The 18,167-nt window shown below is 45.1% G+C and carries 9 protein-coding genes, 6 pseudogenes and 1 other annotated feature; of the genes and pseudogenes, 2 read left to right on the plus strand and 13 right to left on the minus strand.

Features of this window, described 5'->3' with window-relative positions; translation table 11 throughout:
• Positions 1 to 147: 147 nt before the first annotated feature.
• From JCM10519_RS25545 to JCM10519_RS02255, 11 genes and pseudogenes are all read right to left on the minus strand, one after another.
• On the minus strand, positions 148 to 594 hold the full coding sequence (locus tag JCM10519_RS25545) for a BMP family ABC transporter substrate-binding protein (RefSeq protein WP_347842857.1): 447 nt from the start codon (positions 592 to 594) through the stop codon (positions 148 to 150).
• Entirely contained in the window at positions 581 to 1,600 is a 1,020-nt protein-coding gene (locus JCM10519_RS25550; protein WP_347842858.1) for a hypothetical protein, read from the minus strand. The genes JCM10519_RS25545 and JCM10519_RS25550 overlap by 14 nt, the downstream gene beginning before the upstream one ends.
• Positions 1,601 to 1,692: 92 nt before the next feature.
• Positions 1,693 to 2,156 (minus strand): annotated as a pseudogene (gene smpB, locus JCM10519_RS02215) (SsrA-binding protein SmpB).
• Positions 2,157 to 2,170: 14 nt separating this feature from the next.
• A pseudogene (gene rnr, locus JCM10519_RS02220) lies at positions 2,171 to 4,314 on the minus strand (ribonuclease R).
• Between the two features lie 239 nt (positions 4,315 to 4,553).
• Positions 4,554 to 4,787, minus strand: a complete 234-nt coding sequence (gene secG / locus JCM10519_RS02225; RefSeq protein WP_025233317.1) for a preprotein translocase subunit SecG — start codon at positions 4,785 to 4,787, stop codon at positions 4,554 to 4,556.
• Positions 4,788 to 4,948: 161 nt separating this feature from the next.
• Complete coding sequence (eno, locus tag JCM10519_RS02230) at positions 4,949 to 6,151, minus strand: hypothetical protein (RefSeq protein WP_054737801.1); 1,203 nt, start codon at positions 6,149 to 6,151, stop codon at positions 4,949 to 4,951.
• Between the two features lie 148 nt (positions 6,152 to 6,299).
• A pseudogene (pheT, locus tag JCM10519_RS02235) lies at positions 6,300 to 8,722 on the minus strand (phenylalanine--tRNA ligase subunit beta).
• Between the two features lie 18 nt (positions 8,723 to 8,740).
• Positions 8,741 to 9,762: pseudogene (gene pheS / locus JCM10519_RS02240) on the minus strand (phenylalanine--tRNA ligase subunit alpha).
• 79 nt (positions 9,763 to 9,841) lie between these two features.
• Positions 9,842 to 10,088 (minus strand) — a binding site (T-box leader).
• A 119-nt stretch (positions 10,089 to 10,207) separates the two neighbouring features.
• The gene (locus JCM10519_RS02245) at positions 10,208 to 10,447 is read right to left on the minus strand and encodes a hypothetical protein (RefSeq protein WP_054737802.1); all 240 of its coding nucleotides are present in this window, start codon (positions 10,445 to 10,447) and stop codon (positions 10,208 to 10,210) included.
• A gap of 337 nt (positions 10,448 to 10,784) precedes the next feature.
• Positions 10,785 to 12,530, minus strand: coding sequence for an ABC transporter transmembrane domain-containing protein (locus JCM10519_RS02250; protein ID WP_054737803.1), 1,746 nt, complete (start codon positions 12,528 to 12,530; stop codon positions 10,785 to 10,787).
• 1 nt (position 12,531) lies between these two features.
• Positions 12,532 to 14,262 (minus strand): ABC transporter transmembrane domain-containing protein, encoded by a 1,731-nt coding sequence (locus tag JCM10519_RS02255; protein WP_054737804.1) that lies wholly within the window; start codon positions 14,260 to 14,262, stop codon positions 12,532 to 12,534.
• Between the two features lie 113 nt (positions 14,263 to 14,375).
• On the opposite strand from JCM10519_RS02255, the gene JCM10519_RS02260 reads away from it, so the two are divergent.
• A complete protein-coding gene (locus JCM10519_RS02260) occupies positions 14,376 to 15,215 on the plus strand; it encodes a LysR family transcriptional regulator (RefSeq protein WP_347842859.1) in 840 nt (279 codons plus the stop codon).
• Between the two features lie 43 nt (positions 15,216 to 15,258).
• On the opposite strand, the pseudogene JCM10519_RS02265 reads toward JCM10519_RS02260, so the two are convergent.
• Positions 15,259 to 16,148: pseudogene (locus JCM10519_RS02265) on the minus strand (radical SAM protein).
• A 153-nt stretch (positions 16,149 to 16,301) separates the two neighbouring features.
• On the opposite strand from JCM10519_RS02265, the gene JCM10519_RS02270 reads away from it, so the two are divergent.
• Positions 16,302 to 17,159: a YihY/virulence factor BrkB family protein gene (locus JCM10519_RS02270; RefSeq protein WP_347842860.1), complete on the plus strand. Its 858-nt coding sequence runs from the start codon at positions 16,302 to 16,304 to the stop codon at positions 17,157 to 17,159.
• A gap of 62 nt (positions 17,160 to 17,221) precedes the next feature.
• On the opposite strand, the pseudogene cysK reads toward JCM10519_RS02270, so the two are convergent.
• Positions 17,222 to 18,152, minus strand: a pseudogene (gene cysK, locus JCM10519_RS02275) (cysteine synthase A).
• Positions 18,153 to 18,167: the final 15 nt, after the last annotated feature.

The raw sequence follows: 18,167 nt of genomic DNA on the forward strand, positions 1-18,167 counted from the left end.
CCTGTCGGAATCTCCGTGGCATATAATATTGACAATTTTTTTCGTAAAACTTCCCCCAGTGCCAGATCGGGCTCGCCAGATTCTTAAGGCTTCCATCGGGATTTTTCTGGTAAAGTCCGTATTCTCTGGTAGGCGTCTGTGGAGTTATCATATCATCCCTGAGATAAAGGTAACTTTCTCTTTTTCCAGCTCTGCATGTGCATCCCTGTTCTTCACCTTTGACCATTCTAAGTACACCTTGGCATATGGATTGATCATCCTGGCTCCCAGAGCAAATGCATTGATGTTGGCAATGGTGCCGTAGATGGGATAATCAGCGATATATCCGATCTTCTCATTCCGGGACATGGAAGCTGCCAAAGCTCCCATAAGGAATTTCGATTCATACATTCTCCCATAATAAGTACAGATAGAAGAATAAGACATATTAACGGAACAGTTGAAAACCTTTACCTCCGGATGATCGATTGCAGTTTTCACGCTTAGATTTATCATCTGGGAGTTCGTAGTAAATATGACATTGCACCTGGCCGCAATTGCCAGATCAATGGCACTGGCAATCTCCGGCTCAGTATCTGCATTAAAAAAATGCAACCGTTTGAATGTCGCCGTTAAACGCCTGCTCCAGATACATCCTGCCCAGCTCATGCCCGTAAGCCCAGCTTGAATTTTCCGCTGTCTTCGCATGGATAAATGCAATTTTTAACATCTGCGGTTCAATGGCCTGGAACGGGCGCAGCCAGTTAATGAGCCTAAGGGGGCTATCCGATGTTTCCGCTATCTCTTCCGGCTGTTCAACCAAAGCGATCTTATTTCCTCTGGAAGCCAGAAGGAGTTCATCCTTTATCCTTACAAGGTCTTTTTTTATCTGCCCCTCGATCCGGTCCTTCACCGTCCGGTATCCGAACAGTTCCACATAAACCAGAAACGCATCCGAACAGGTCATATCGTAATCATCACCGCCAAAGGCATGAAATGCTTTGGAAAAGCGGTCATAAGCGGACTTAAAGATGATCCTGTCATCCTCGCTCCAGGGCTCTCCCGGGTTTTTATTCATGGCCTTTATCAGCTTGTCATAGCTTCCCTCTTTGCTGAACCAAACGTCGCAGTTAAAGGAGACCTGGTAAAAATCCAGAAATTCATAGTAAAGCCTGTTATCTAAGTCATCGGTCCTCTTTGGAATCAGGCGGGTGACCGAGGCCGAAATGCTGAAAGCACCCACATATTTTAAAACGCTGACCCTTTTATTGCCCTCCTGAACGTAATACTGGTTCATAAATTCATAAGCTTCAATAGGATCATGGATTCCCTCTTCAATCTGGTGGTCATATAAATACGCCCATTTCGCTCCAAATTCCGATTTCTCCGATAAAAGAGGCATGAAATTACTGGCAAAGGCGCTGGTTCGCCCCTCAGTTTTCGTTCCTACCACCTTTTCCAGAGGAATATCCATGATTCCCAAGTTCACTTCCGAAACAATATCCGTAAAAGACAGTATCTCATCCAGCACCGGCAGATAGGGATATTCTCCCTTTGATACGGAAGCCTGATATTGCCTGCGGCCCCGCCTTAATGCCCCTACGTAATCGTATAATGCCATCCGTTTTCCCTCCAACATTTTCTAAGGTTATTTTAGCATTAAAACAGCTTTCTGTACAGATTATTCAGGAGGCCCATTAAAGTGTTAGTCAGTTAAAGATTTCTCACCTTAAAGTCTCTTTCCAGTTCTCTTTTCTGATCCTTTTTAGCAATGTCATCTCTTTTATCGTATAGCTTTTTACCTCTGGCAAGTCCGATCTCCACCTTCACCAGGCTGCCTTTAAAATATACCTGCAGAGGAACCAGGGTATATCCCTTCTGGGCGATCTTTGCATCCAGCTTTCCGATCTCAGACTTGTGAAGCAGCAGCTTTCTGACCCTCAGCGGATCCTTGTTAAAAATATTTCCTTTTTCATAAGGCTGATGTTCATGCCACAAACATAAACTTCTCCTTTATCAATTCTCACAAAGGATTCCTTTACGCTGCATTTGCCCATGCGGATGGATTTTACTTCTGTTCCGGCCAGTTCGATGCCGGCCTCGTATTTTTCATCAATAAAATAATCGTGATATGCCTTTTTATTATTGGCAATTAATTTGAAACTCTCTTTCCCCATTTTCATTCCTCCTGTTATTCCTCTTCAAAACTCTTCGCCGGAATAAAGTCGATGGTACGCAAAAGTTTATCCGTACCCAGCACCATGACCCTGATAGGCTGACCAAGTTTATAGGTCTTTTTTTGTCATTTCTCCTACCAGCTCATAATGTTCTTCATCAAAATGATAATAATCATCCTGGAGCTGATTCACATGAATCAAGCCCTCTACGGTATTGGGAAGCTCCACATAAAGCCCCCAGTTGGTCACTCCGGAAATCACTCCGTCAAACTCTTCCCCAACGTGTCTGGACATATATTCGCACTTTTTAAGCTTAATGGTCTCCCGCTCGGCTTCATCGGCCCTCCGCTCCATGGCAGAGGACTGGACTGACACCTGCTGAAGGATCTTATCGTAATGGCTGATCCTCTTCTCAGATAAGCCTGATCTTAAGTTCTCCTTAATAATGCGGTGGATCTGCAAGTCCGGATACCTTCTGATTGGAGAGGTAAAGTGTGTGTAATATTTAGCCGCCAGACCAAAGTGCCCGGTATTTGCAACCGTATATTTGGCCTGTTTCATGGAACGCAGGGCCAGACGGCTGATCAGGGCTTCTTCCGGCGTATCTTCTGCATTGGCGAGCAGTTTCTGGACTTCCTTCGGGTAAACCTCACCGTTGTGGAAACGGATGGAATATCCAAAATTATTAATCAAAGTTGCAAGGCTCTTCATCTTTTCCGGATCCGGATTATCATGAGTACGGTAGAGGAAGGGGATCTCCTGCCAAAAATAATCCTCCGCAACCGTCTCATTTGCCATCAGCATAAAATCCTCAATGATTTTCGTTGCCGCATTTCTTTCATAAGGCTTGATTTCCAGAGGCTTTCCCCGTTCATCAAGAATCACCTTTGTTTCCGGGAAATCAAAATCAATGGAGCCCCTCTTCTTTCTCTTTTCCCGCAGAATATCAGCCAGTTCCTTCATTTGCTCAAACATGGGAACAAAAGCTTCGTATTCCTTCATAACCGCCTCATCCCGGTCGGTTATAATGGCGTTGACTGCTGTATAGGTCATTCTCCGGTCTACGTTTATGATGGTTTCCGCTATCCGGTGTCCCATTACATTGCCGTTTTCATCAATGTCCATGATGCAGCTTAAAGCCAGCCGGTCTTCTCCCTGGTTTAAGGAGCAGATTCCATTTGACAGCTTATGGGGCAGCATGGGGATTACCCGGTCCACAAGATAAACACTGGTCCCCCGTCTTAAAGCTTCCTCATCCAATGGGCTGTTTTCCGTTACGTAATTTGTAACATCAGCGATGTGGACGCCTAAGGTATAGGCTCCGTCCTTTTTTTGATATGGTAATGGCATCGTCAAGGTCCTTTGCATCTTCCCCATCAATGGTAACTGTCTGTAAATTTCTTAAGTCCAGGCGTCCCTGCATGTCTTTGCCGGTAACCGTATCCGGCACTGCTCCTACCTGTTTCATCACGCCGTCCAGAAATTCCTCCGGAAGCCCATATGCTCTTACAATCGAAAGAATATCCGTACCAGGATCATTGACGTGGCCAATGATTTCCGTTATGATCCCTTCCGGTTTCCGTTCCGGCCCGCCAAAATCCGTAACCTTAACCACCACCTTGTGACCGGTCACTGCTCCCATGTCCTTGCCCTGGGGAACGAACACATCCTTTGAAATCTTCTGGTTGTCCGGAATGACGAAACCAAAACTCTTATTTTTCTGGTAATACCCTATGATCTCCTCATTTGCATGGACCAGCACCTTGATCACATGGCCCTCAGCCCTTTTTCCGTTACCCGGCTTTGATTCGGCCGATATCTGCACGGTATCACCGTGAAGTGCGCCGCCTGTCTTATCTTCCGGAATAAAAATATCCTGATCAAGCCCTTCTACCGCTACAAAACCAAAGCCTTTGGAGTGTCCGGAAAATACTCCGGCAATGGAGCCGATATCCGGCTTTCCGTATTTTCCTTTTTGTGATACGCCAATCTTTCCTTCCGCTAAAAGTGCATTAAGTACCTCTTTTAAATCTTCCCTCTGCTCCTTTGGAATGTTAAAAAGAATGGCTAATTCCTTTAATTTCATAGGCACATAGGCAGGATCATGAATCAGCTGGAGAAGCATGGCTTTCCTTTGCGTTAACTGTTCTTCTGTCATTGTTTTCCTCTCTTAACTATCATTTTTATCTATCTTTTTTCATTCTTTCCTATATTATCGGATGCAGAAAGCACTTCCCATAATCGGATGGACGGGGCAAAGAACGCCCCTTTTATCAGAATCTGCTTTGCATTTTCTGATAAGTTATATTATCTGCACTTTAACAACAGGTATTACAAATACTTCCCCATTATGCGAAAAAAACACCCTTGTTGCCATATCACAAGAGTGTTTAATCTTTACAGTATATTCAGATTCAGTACCAGTGCCAGAATGAAAAACAGGACTGCTCCGTATTTTGTGAATTTCTCCAGTTTTCCTTCCATGGAACGGCCTTTATTTCTGCCCCAGTAGGTATCTGCCATACCGCCGATAGAACCAAGGCCCTGACTCTTTCCTTCCTGTAAAAGGATTATTGCTGATAAAGCAACACATATGATAACAAATATGATTGATAAAATAATCCTGATCATTTTTCCCACCTCCTATAGTCAAACAAAGGATATCATACCATAATTTATCTGAAAATACAATATATTTTTATATTTTTATATTCATCCTTATGTGTCCCGGCATCAGGTCCTGCCCATGGCATGTATCCATGAGGAGATTTCGGTTCTTTTCCTTTGACCGGTCAGCCAGAATATTCCATGACTGCCCGCCAAGTTTTCCTGTAAAATTCTTCAATGCGCAGAAGCTCATTGTATTTGGCGGTACATTCCCCCCTGCACGGTGCGCCGCTCTTTACATAATCGGCATGTACAGCCGCTGCCATGTCTGCAAGGAAAGACTCTTCCGTATCCTGCACATCACTGGCAATGATCACCTTATTTCCGGCTTTTCTTGCCTTTTCCACCATTTCAAGTGCCCCGGTAACAGTTCCCGCCTGTTCCATCCGGATGATCGTGGCATTAGCCGCTGCAAAATCATCGGAAACCAGAAGGGTGCGGTGCTCCAGTAACTTCATCATTTGCTCTCTTCCCTCCAGATCTTCTTTCCAAAGACCGTTCATGACCGCACAGATGGGAAATCCGTCCGCCAGCCTCAGATAATAGGCAAGCATATCCTTTTGTGCCCTGTTTATGGTGATTCCGCCCTTCCTGCTTTCCTTTGAAAAACAGTAGGTACCGTCTTCCTTTACGTACAACCGGTCTGCATCTGCATTGATGGCCACCAGCACATCTTCCCCCGGCTTATATCCGGTAAGCATAAAAGCATCCATTAAATAATGCAATGCTTCCTCTGAGTTTTTCATATCCGGTTCAAAGCCGCCCCCATCTCCTGTGGAGGTGCCAAAACCGCTCATGGATAAAAGCCTTTTTAATGTCTGATAAATCTCCACTCCCATGCGCAGTCCTTCCGAATAGGAGTTCGCTCCCTGAGGCACGATCATGATCTCATGAAAATCAAGACCTTTATCCCCGCCTCCTCCGCTTATCATGCTCATCATGGGAACCGGCATCACAGGAGCCGAGGTTCCGCCCAGATAACGGTAAAGGGGAAGACGAAGTCCTGCGCCTGCTGCCCTTGCAACCGCCATGGATAAAGCCAAAATCCCCTGATTCCCATCTCCTTCTGCTCTTATTTCCTCTGCCGCCTGGGAAAGCATCCGGTCTATTTTTCCCTGGTCTGATGCATCCTCAAACAAAATGATCTCCGAAAGCCAGTCATTGACCAGCCTCGCCTGCTCCTCTGCTCTTCCGGTGTTTCCCAAGGAAACCGCTGCTCTTCCATGGGCACCGTTTTCCAGGATCACCTCAGCTTCTACTCCCGGGTATCCCCAGGAATCCCCAACAATTCTTCCGGTTATTTCTATAATATCAAGGCCGTTTAACATCTTTTTGCCTCCTGTCCTTTCTTACATTCTTACCGTAAGGATTGACGGAATTTACCAGTTCCATGCAGGTACAAAAGAAAAAAGATGCCAGGATGGTTTTCCTTTCATCCTGACATCTTTCCTAATTAGTTTACGTGTTAAACGGCTTTTATGCCCGAAGTTCAATTCCCAGTCCCTGTAATCCGTTAAGAATTTTTTTTCATAACAGCAAGAACCTCCTGCTCCTCCAGGGTATGATCACCTGCACGGAAGGTGATGGAATATGCAACAGACTTATATCCAGATAAAATCTGGGTTCCTTCATAAATATCGAAAAGCTCATAGCTTTCCAATATCTTTCCGCCACGCTGATCAATGATCTCTTCGATCTGTCCCACCAGAATTTCCTTTGGAACCACCATGCTGATATCCCTGGTAACAGCCGGATATTTTGCAATTCCGGTGTATTTCCGGTCAAAGCTTGTAAACGGGATCATGGATGGCATATCGATCACAGCCACATAGGTCCGTTCCCCGATCTTATAGTTGTCAGCCACCTCCGGATGAACTTCTCCCAGATATCCGATGGTCACTCCATCATAAATGATATCTGCCTGTCTTCCTGGATGAAGGAATGTTTTTCCGCCCTTTGGATCATAATGAGGCTTTTTGTGCATTCCCGTTTTATCGAAGAATTCTTCAACAACGCCCTTCATATCAAAGAAATCGCCATCCCCGTAAAAGCCAAGGGTAAACTGCATTCTTTCATCAGGAAGCTCTGTTAATGGAAGCGCCTTTGGAAGATAAATATTGGCCAGCTCATAAAGGCGGACATTCTTATTCCGGCGGTTGTAGTTGGTGGATAAGGAGTTTAACATTCCATGAAGAGGGGAGGTCCTCATAACGCTGAAATCCTCTCCCAAAGGATTTAATATATTCACTGTCACACGGAGCGGGCTGTCATCCGGAATCAGCAGCCGGTCAAATACCTTGGGGCTTTCAAAGGAATAGGTCATTCCCTGGGAAAATCCGCAGAATTCCGCCACCTCTCTGGCTACCTCTTCTATTCTTAATTTATAGGACAGCTTGCCGGTGGTTGCCTCACCTGTTGGAAGGGATACGGGGATCTTGTCATATCCAAAGAATCTGGCAACTTCCTCAGCCAGATCTGCCATACAGCCTAAATCCTGACGGAAGGTAGGAATGAGGATTTCACCTGCCGCTTCATCATATCCCAAATCCAGCTTTTTAAAGTATCCAAGCATTGTTTCCGGTTCAATCTCAGTTCCCAGAAGCCTGTTCATCTTTTCCGGCTCAAAGGGAAGTCTTTTCCCTTCCCGCTTGGACGGATAAATATCGATCATGCCGCCTACGACTTCTCCTGCACCCAGTTCTTCAATCAGCTGACAAGCGCGGTTAATGGCTTCCTCGGCGTTGTTTGGATCAAGCCCTTTTTCGAATTTGCCGGAAGCATCGGTCCTTAATCCAACTTTTTTTGGAAGAAAGCCGGATATTGGTTCCGTCAAAGCAGGCGCATTCAAACACCATGGTATTCACCTCATCGGTGATCTTGGAGTTCTCTCCTCCCATGATGCCGGCGATTCCTACCGCTTTTTCCCCATCATTGATCATGAGAATGGTGCTGTCCAGCTTTCTTTCCTGTCCGTCAAGGGTCTGGAAGGTATCGCCTTCTTTCGCGCGTTTTACAATGATCTCATGATTTGCAAGCAGGTCATAATCAAAGGCATGCATTGGCTGTCCGTACTCTTCCATCACATAATTTGTGATATCCACAATATTATTAATAGGGCGGATTCCGCATGCGGCAAGACGTCTCTGCATCCAAACCGGAGAAGGAGCAAGCTTGATATTTTTTACCATTCTTGCGCAATAGCGGGGACAAAGGCTGCTGTCTTCTACGGATACCTTCAGATAGTTATGGATATCCTCGCTGTTGCCTGTGGCCGTTACCACCGGAGGCACAAAGGTCTTATGAAAGGTTGCAGCCGCTTCTCTTGCAATTCCTATTACACTGTAGCAGTCCACACGGTTTGAGGTGATTTCGTATTCAAATACGGAATCACGGAGGCCCAGCACCTCAACGGCGTCAGCACCTACTTCCGTATCCTCAGGCAAAATATAAATTCCGCTTTCCGGAGCATCCGGATACATTTCACTGGAAAATCCCAGTTCTTCAATGGAGCACATCATGCCGCAGGATTCGATTCCTCTAAGCTTCCCCTTTTTGATCTTAATTCCTTCTTCCGGAAGAGGACCGCCGTCATGGCCTCCTGCCACCTTACCCCCATCTAATACAACAGGAATCTTATCTCCGGTCTTTACATTGGATGCGCCTGTGACGATCTGTACGGTTTCCGCTCCAACATTGACCTGACAGATGATTAACTTATCCGCATCCGGATGACGCTCTATGGATAATATCTGTCCAACTACAATTTTCTCTAAGTTTTTATCCAGGCATACATAGCCCTCAACCTTTGATCCGGTAAGTGTCATGGCATCTGTATAGTCCTGAGCCGTTACGTCTAAATCCGGAACGTATGCTTTAATCCATGATAATGGTGTATTCATTGATCTATCTCCCTTTCCTTAAAACTGCTTTAAAAATCTGATGTCGTTCTCATATAATAATCTCATGTCATCAATTTCATATTTTAACAGGGCAATCCGCTCCAATCCAACGCCAAAAGCAAAGCCGGTATATTCATTGGGGTCGATACCGCTCATTGTAAGTACATTTGGATGGACCATGCCGCAGCCGAGAATCTCAATCCAGCCCGAACCTTTGCAGAAACGGCAGCCTTTTCCGCCGCATTTAAAGCAGGTAACATCCATCTCCGCGCTTGGCTCTGTAAATGGGAAATGGTGCGGACGGAATTTCACCTTTGTCTCCAGGCCAAAAAGCTCTCTTGCAAACTCTGCAAGGGTTCCCTTTAAATCTGCAAATGTGATATTTTTATCAATTACAAGACCTTCAATCTGGTGGAAGGAAGGAGAATGGGTTGCATCCACCTCATCTGACCGGAATACACGGCCGGGAGCCAGCATGCGGATGGGCAGCTTGCCCTTTTCCATGGTCCTGACCTGAACCGGTGAGGTCTGGCTTCTTAATACGATGTTGTCGCTGATATAAAAAGTATCCTGTTCATCTCTTGCCGGATGATTCTTGGGTATATTTAATTTTTCAAAGTTATAGGAGTCGTATTCCACCTCCGGTCCTTCAATGACCTCATATCCCATGCCAATGAAGATTCTCTCAACCTCTTCCAGTGCAATGGTATTGGGATGGGTGTGGCCTACCTTATTCCGCCTTCCGGGAAGGGTCACATCAATTACTTCTTTTTTTCAGCTGTTCTTCCCTGGCTTTTTTTTGCAGGGCGGACATAGCCTCCTCTAATTTCCCTTCGATCAGGGTCCGGGCATCATTTACCATCTGCCCCACCTTTGGTCTGTCTTCCGGAGCAACATCCTTCATACTCTTTAATACACTGGTCAGCTCACCCTTTTTTTCCAAGATACGCGACCTTAATGTCGTTCAGTTTTTCCAGCGCATCGGAAGCTTCAATCTGCCTTAATGCTTCCTGTTTGATTTTCTCCAATTGATCCTTCATCGTGCTCTCCTTCTTTCCATAATCAAATTTTATATTTACTGTTTTAACAGTAAGATGAACTAAAAAAAACTCCGCCCCAAAAAGGGACGAAGCTATATTCGCGGTACCACCCTGATTCCTGTGTATCACACAGGCACTCGGTATACGTAACGTGTATTGACGTCATGACTTACCCGCCAGAATGGCCGCCTAAGCTGCTTCTGGTTTCAATCATGCTGCTTCGGTGGGAAATTCAATCTCTTAGCTGAACTTAAAAGGGCTTACAGCCGATGGCCCCTTCTCTCTGGAAGAAAATAAGGATTTACTTACACCTTCATTGCATTTAATATTTTTAATTGTAGCGTTACGTACCATTGTAATAACGGATGTTCAAAATGTCAAGGACTATTTTTATATGGATCCTGCCAGAAGGAAATAAGGCGGGCATCTGCCCTTTTTCTTTTTTTTAAATAGCATCCTTATAGGCTTCTTCTAATATTCTTTTAAATTCCAGGAGTATTTCATAGGTTTCCGCCCGTTTTTCCAGGTGCTCTATGAAAATATCAATATACTCCTTATCTTCAGCTCTTTTTGTTTTCTCAATCTCAACTTTTTCTTTTTCAGTTTTATAAAAATGGACCAGCAAAATTATAAGTACACTCTCAGCTATCAGTGCACCCGTCAATATGATATCTAAAAAACTCATTTTTTTCCCCCTGTTCTTTTAAACCATAAAATACGGTCAAGATTTTTACTCTGTCTTTTACAGATTCATAATCTTAATCCATTCCTGTAATGTGACCGTAAAAATCATCCATACCCCCTTCCTTTATCCGTATACTGCAAAGGAATTCTTACGGGCCTGAAAGAGGCCGCCCTTCCAGCTTCCATAATAATCTCTGACATATTCATACCGCCTTTATAATGCTATTTTATATTGAATATCGAAATTTATAAAGTGTTTCATAACAAAAAAATAATAATAGCGCAGAAAAGTATAATTTAAATCACTTTCTGGCGCCATTTTTATATTTATATGGGAATTACACAGCAAATTGGCTGTTATAAAGCTGGGCATAAAATCCATTTTGGGAAAGCAGGCTGTCATGAGTTCCCTGCTCAATGATGTGGCCATCCCGCATGACCAGTATCACATCCGCTTCTTTTATGGTTGAAAGCCGGTGAGCGACAATAAAGCTGGTACGCCCCTCCATCATTTTTCCAAAAGCCTTCTGTATTTTTATCTCGGTTCTGGTATCAATGGAAGAAGTGGCTTCATCAAGGATCAGCATGGGAGGAAGACACAGCATGACCCTTGCAATGCATAAAAGCTGCTTCTGACCCTGGGATAAGTTTCCGCCGTCTTCCGTTATGACAGTATCATATCCTTCCGGCATGCGTCTGATAAAGCCATGGGCATGAGCCTCCTTTGCTGCAAGAATGATCTCCTCCTCAGATGCATCCGGCCTTCCGTATGCGATATTTTCACCAATGGTCCCTGACTTTAACCAGGTTTCCTGGAGCACCATGCCGTAACTGGTTCTTAAGCTTTTTCTGGTCATATGACGCAGATCTGTCCCATCCACCTGGATCGAACCGGAATCCACATCATAAAAGCGCATGAGAAGATTGATCACCGTACTTTTTCCGCAGCCGGTGGGACCTACAATGGCAACTCTCTGTCCCGGCCGCACCTTTAAATTCATATCCTCAATTAATGCTGTCTCCGGATTATAGGAGAAGTACACATGCTCCAGGGAAACCTCTCCCTCTGCATTGCAGAGCACTGCTGCGTCAGGCTCCTCCGGGATTTGAGGCTCTTCGTCAATCAGTTCAAACACACGCGTTGCAGAAGCAAGGGCATTTTGAAGCTCTGTAACCACCCCTGATATTTCATTAAACGGCTTTGTATATTGATTGGCATAGCTTAAAAAGCTGGAAAGCTGTCCTATAGATAAAAGCCCCTTTACAGCCGCAAAGGCTCCGGCAATTCCAACGCTGGCATAAACAAGGCTGTTCACAAAGCGGGTCGCCGGATTGGTAATGGATGAAAAGAATGTAGCTTTCAGGCTCCAGACACCCAATTCCTCATTGATATCTTCAAATTTCTCCTGTGCATCGGCTTCATGAGCAAAAGCCTGCACCACCTTCTGATTTCCCAGCATCTCTTCCACAAGAGAAGTCAGTTCTCCTCTGGTCTGTGACTGCATCTTGAACATGCGGAAGGTCTTTCTTGCAATAAAACTGGCGGCAAATAAGGAAACCGGTGTTACCAGCACCACTACAACCGTTATGGCAGGATTCATGGAAAATATGAAAAACAATGTACCCAAAATGGTGAGGACTCCGGTGAAGAGCTGGGTAAAGCCCATTAACAGCCCGTCAGAGAACTGATCAATATCCGCAATGATCCTGTTTATGATATCTCCGTGAGAATGGGAGTCAATATATTTTAAAGGAAGGATCTCCAGCTTATTAAATGCCTGGGTCCTGATATCCTTTACCACCCGGTAGGTAATCAGATTGTTAATATGGCTCATAAGCCACTGGGCTGCCGCTGTTATTGCTATGATGACTCCGATTTGCTTTAAAATCAGCCACATGCCGGCAAAATCAACAGCGCCTGGTCCCACAATGCAGTCAATGGCCCGGCCTGTGAGGATGGGAATGTACAAGGTCAGCAGGACCGTGACAAAGGCACAGGCCAGAGAGGCGGCAACTCCCCATTTATAACGGCCAATGCATCCAAGGATCCGTTTGACAGTGAATCTGTATCTTTTTATGTCCATGTTATTGCACCTCCTCTTTCGACAGCTGGGATAAGCAGATTTCCCGGTAAACCTGGCAGGAAGTTAACAACTCCTTATGGGTTCCCCAGCCTGCCATTTTCCCGTCATCAAGAACCAGGATCCTGTCTGCATTTTTAATGGTGGAAGCTCTCTGGGACACCAGGAATACGGTCATATTCCCGGTACTTTCCTTAATTGCCTTTCTAAGCCTTGCATCGGTAGCAAAGTCCAGGGCTGAAGCGCTGTCATCCATAATGAGGATCTGAGGTTCCTTTACCAAAGCCCTTGCAATGGCAAGTCTCTGCCGCTGCCCGCCGGAAAGGTTCTTTCCTCCCGCCTGGATCATGAGCTCCAGCCCTTGTCCTTTTTCCTCTACAAAATCCTTTGCCTGGGCAATGGAAAGAGCCTCATAAATCTCACTGTCCGTTGCCTTCTTTTTCCCCCACTTCATGTTTTCCCGAAGGCTTCCTTTAAAAAGCACTGCCTTTTGGGGGACAATTCCAACCAGTTCCCGAAGCTGGCCCAAAGGATATTGTCTCACATCAACTCCTCCTACTTTTACGGAACCTTCTGTAACCTCATAAAACCGGGGAATCAGATTTACCAGAGTGGTCTTGCCGGAGCCTGTTCCACCGATGATTCCGATGGTCTCTCCTTCCATGACCTGAAAAGACAAGCCGCTTAATGCCGCATCCTTGGCTCCTGCATAGGTAAAGGTCATATGGTCAAATTCCACTTTAGGCACGCCCTGTTTCTCTTCCACAGCCTTATGAGAGGTTTCTGTAATGGCAGGCTCCTGTTCAAATACAGCGCTTATCCGGCTTGCGCAGGCTAAGGACTTTGAAATCGTAATGATTAAATTTGCCAGTTTTACAAGCTCCACCAGAATCTGGGACATGTAATTTACCAAAGCAATCACTTCACCCTGGGTGATGATGCCGCTCTGGACCTGCCCGGCGCCGGCATTGATAAGAACAATGATCCCTAAGTTGATCATCACATAGGTCAGAGGATTCATTAAAGCTGAAATTTTACCTACAAAAACCTGGAAACGTACTAAAAGGCCATTTTCCTCATCAAACCGGCGTATTTCATCATCCTGTCGGTCAAAGGCACGGATAACACGGACTCCTTCGAGATTCTCCCTGACAGCCAAAAGCACCTGGTCCAATTGCTTCTGCACCTTTTTATACAATGGGATGCTGATCAGCATAATGCCAAATACCACAAAGGAAAGAATGGGGATAAGCACCGCAAAAATAACAGCTGTCCTGATATTGATGGTAAATGCCATGATCATGGCTCCGCATACCACAAACGGAGAACGAAGGAACAGACGGAGGAATAAATTCACCCCTGACTGAACCTGATTGGCATCACTGGTTATACGGGTAATCAGGGTGGCGGTCCCAATGGAATCAATTTCCTGGTACGAGAACTTGTTAATATGGCTAAACAAATCATTTCGCAGAGAAGTTCCAAAGCCTGCCGCTGCTTTTGCCGCAAAATACTGGGCCGTAATAGAACAGGCAAGGCCTATGATGCCAAGCAGCACCAATAATCCGCCCATCTTAAGTATATAAGGCATATTCTGGGACTTGATCCCCACGTCGATCACCTTTGCCATTACAAGAGGCACCAATAATTCAAAGCAGGCTTCCAGAAGCTTAAATAACGGCCCCATGACGCTTTCCAGCTTATAGTCCTTTAAATATCTCAGGAGCTTTTTCATCCTAATATTCCTCCGCTTTTGAAAATTTAATATATTTTTGGAATAATGCATTGTAACATTATACCATTTTGGTATAATAATACAATACTAAATATGAAATAGAGGATATCCCAATGAATCCAATTAATTCAAGGCAGCTTTACTATTTTACTATAATTGCAGAAACCGGAGGCTTTACAGCCGCAGCAAAAAAGCTGGGATTATCCCAGCCGCCTTTAAGCAAGCAGATTTTTCTGCTGGAAGAAGAGCTTGGGGTAAAGCTTTTTGAACGCGGCTCCAGAAAGACTGAGCTGACGGAAGCAGGTGCTTTTTTATATTCCCGGGCCAAAGACATTCTGTCCATGATGGACTCCATTGCGGAAGAACTCCATCATTTCCAGGCTGCTTCCAATGGAATTTTAAAGCTGGGAACCATCTCTTCTTCCGGTAATATGCTCCACGACTTTTTAAAGGCATACTGCGCCACCCATCCAAAGGTACGGTTTGAGGTCACAGAAGGAAATACCTATGAGCTTTTGGAAAAGATGAAAAACGGGATTGTGGAATGCTCCATTATCCGGACTCCATTTAATGCGGAGGGTTTTGAATGCGAATACGGAAAAGAAGAACCTTTAATAGCGGTTGGAACCCCTTCCTTTTTTTCAGGCGTTCCCATGAATAAAATCAGGCTGACAGACCTTTCAGGCAAGCCTTTGATCTATTACCGCCGGTTTGATTCCATCATCTCCCTTGCCTTCCAAAACAGCGGCATAGTGCCCAATGTTTTTTGCCGCAATGATGATGCCAGGACCTGTCTCCAATGGGCAGCCACCGGCCTTGGGATCGCCCTGGTGCCTGAATCCATCAGCAAAGCAGGGGAACATACCGGTCTTGTTTTCAGGGAGATCGACTCTAAGGATACTGTTACCAGAATGGCAGCCGTATATAAAAAAATGGCTATGTTTCAAACATAGCCAAAGAATTTGTTTCGTATTTTGGTGAACTGATGTCCCTTTCCTAATCAAAAAGGCTTAACTGGGTTACCTGGTAATTCTTTTTGTACCCATGAATGATATCTTTCATCCGGTATAATATCCCATACCGCTCACACTCTCTGGAAAATATCTGCCACAGCTTTCTTGCACCTGGCTTGTACATTCATAACTGTTTCCATAACGCCTGATATATTCGGAAACCAGATCCTGCTGGGGAAACTGTTCCCGGAGGCGGTCAAAATACCATTCTCTCTGATTATTCCGCAAAGTTACCCCAAAAGCGGGATAAATAAAGCTGGCTCCGGTATCATGGGCGGCTTTTACAATTGAAAGGATATTTTCCTCGCTATCCTCCAGAAACGGAAGAACCGGCATCAATAATATTCCCGCAAATATCCCGTTCTTCCTTAATGCCTCAATCAAAGCCAGCCGCTCGGAAGGGCGGGATACATTGGGTTCGATCTTCTTCGCCAGATCATCGTCTGTGGTAGTAACCGTCACTTTGCACAGGACAGGGGAATGCTCCATGATTCCTTTAAGAACATCCACATCCCGCTTAAGAAGGGCGCTTTTCGTAGCCACTGCTGCTCCAAAGCCATATGCATCAATAAGCTCAAGGGCATGTCTTGTTAATTCAAGCTCTTTTTCAAAGGGATTGTAGGGATCACTCATGGCTCCTGTCCCTACAATACCGGTTCTCACCTTACGCCTTAAATCGTCCCGGATGATGCGAAGGGCATCCTCCTTGGCCCTCACCGAATCAAAATCCGCAATCCGGTAACAGTCTGAGCGGCTGTCACAATAAATGCAGCCATGGCTGCACCCTTTATAGATATTCATATTATAATCAATACCAAACCACTGGGAGCCTTTTGTTCTGGTCACTATGGTCTTTGCAGGAATATTTTCCATCTGTTTTTCGTTCCTTTCCTCACTTCCATTTTCATACTCACTGGCTTCATTCTAAGATTTATGAACGGATCTGTCAATTATGTACGTGTTTTTACCTATATCTTGATATTTTTTTTGTTCCATGATAATATTCTAATATTAGCGGGGAAAATCATGACAGGAAAAGGAGATATTATGATTCGATTCTTATTGCGCTGCAAACAAATCTATGACAAATACAGCAGGGATGAGATGACCGTATATGCAGCCCAGGCCTCCTTCTTCTCCATCATTGCGGCATTTCCCTTTATGATGCTTTTACTGGCATTGATACAGCTTATCCCATCCATTACGAAAGCCAATCTGCTCCAGCTTATGATCACAATCATCCCAAGCACACTGGAATTGAACAGTTTAATCGTATCTGTTATCGATGACCTTTATACGAATTCTCCGGTAGCAGTCCTATCTGTGACTGCAGTGGCTGCCATATGGTCTGCTTCCAAGGGGATGCTCAGCATTGAGCGGGGCTTGAACCGGGTATTTGGCCAGGAGAAAAAGCGAAACTATATCGTGACCCGGATCATTTGCGCCGGCTATACCATCATTTTTATGGTCATCTGTCTCCTGACCCTTGTTCTGCTGGTCCTTGGAGGCTCCATTCAGAGTTTTATGAACCGCCACTTTCCGCTGCTGGCCGAGATCACCCAGTATGTTCTTACGTTTCGTACCATGCTCGTTTTCATGCTGACGATCTGCTTTGCTGTCCTTTATACCTATGTTCCGGAAAAAAAGCAGCACTTTTTCAGTCAGCTTCCAGGAGCCGCCTTTTGCACATTGGGATGGATCGGTTCTTCCTTTGCGTTTTCTATTTATTTTAATAATTTCGGAAATTACTCTGTCATGTACGGAAGCCTTACCGCCATTGTGCTGTTGATGCTATGGATTTATGCCTGTATCTGCATTCTGTTTTTCGGAGCTGAAATTAATTATTATTATTCCATAAGTTGGAAAGAGCATACCCGCTATTAATCAAAAACCAGGGCTTGCATAATAGCAGCTGCCCTGGTTTTAATATTTGCAGTGTTTATAATTTAGGTAAACAAAGGAGTCGATAAGTATCTGTCCCCGGTATCAGGAAGAACTACAACAATCCTTTTTCCGGCATATTCCGGACGCTTTGCCACTTCCCTGGCAGCCCATACGGCTGCAGAGGAGGAAATCCCCACTAAAATCCCTTCTGTTTGTGCCAGTTCTTTTCCTGTCTCGTAAGCATCTCCATTTTCCACCGGTATAATTTCATCGTAAACATCCGTATTTAGGATTGATGGGACAAACCCTGCTCCGATTCCCTGAATTCCATGTGGCCCCGGCTTTCCTCCCGAAAGAACCGGTGAAGCGGCAGGTTCCACTGCAATTACCTTTATGTCAGGATTTTTACTTTTTTAAGTATTCTCCTGCTCCGGTAATGGTACCTCCGGTTCCCACGCCGGCTATAAAAACATCGATCTTTCCATCAGTATCCTCCCATATCTCAGGGCCGGTGGTTTCATAATGGGCTTTGGAATTGGACGGATTGTCAAACTGTCCCAGAATAACGGAACCGGCTATTTCATCTTGCAGCTCTTTCGCCTTTGCAATGGCGCCTGACATCCCTTTTGCTCCTTCTGTCAATACAATTTCCGCTCCATAGGCCTTTAAAAGATTGCGCCGTTCCACGCTCATGGTCTCCGGCATAGTAAGAATGGCCTTATATCCCCTCATGGCAGCTATGCTTGCGATGCCGATTCCAGTGTTGCCGGAAGTCGGTTCTATGATCGTGGCACCTGGCTTTAAGGCGCCGGACTTTTCCCCAGCCTGAATCATATAAAGGGCCGCCCGGTCCTTTACGCTTCCTGCAGGATTAAAATATTCCAGCTTCCCTATAATGGCAGCTGCCACATGGTGCCGTTTCCCATAATTGGACAATTCCACAAGGGGTGTATGGCCGATCAGTTCAGATGCGCTTTTTTTAATATTTTCCATATTCATCCTCTTTTC

The sequence above is a fragment of the Clostridium sp. NkU-1 genome, from assembly GCA_001312405.1.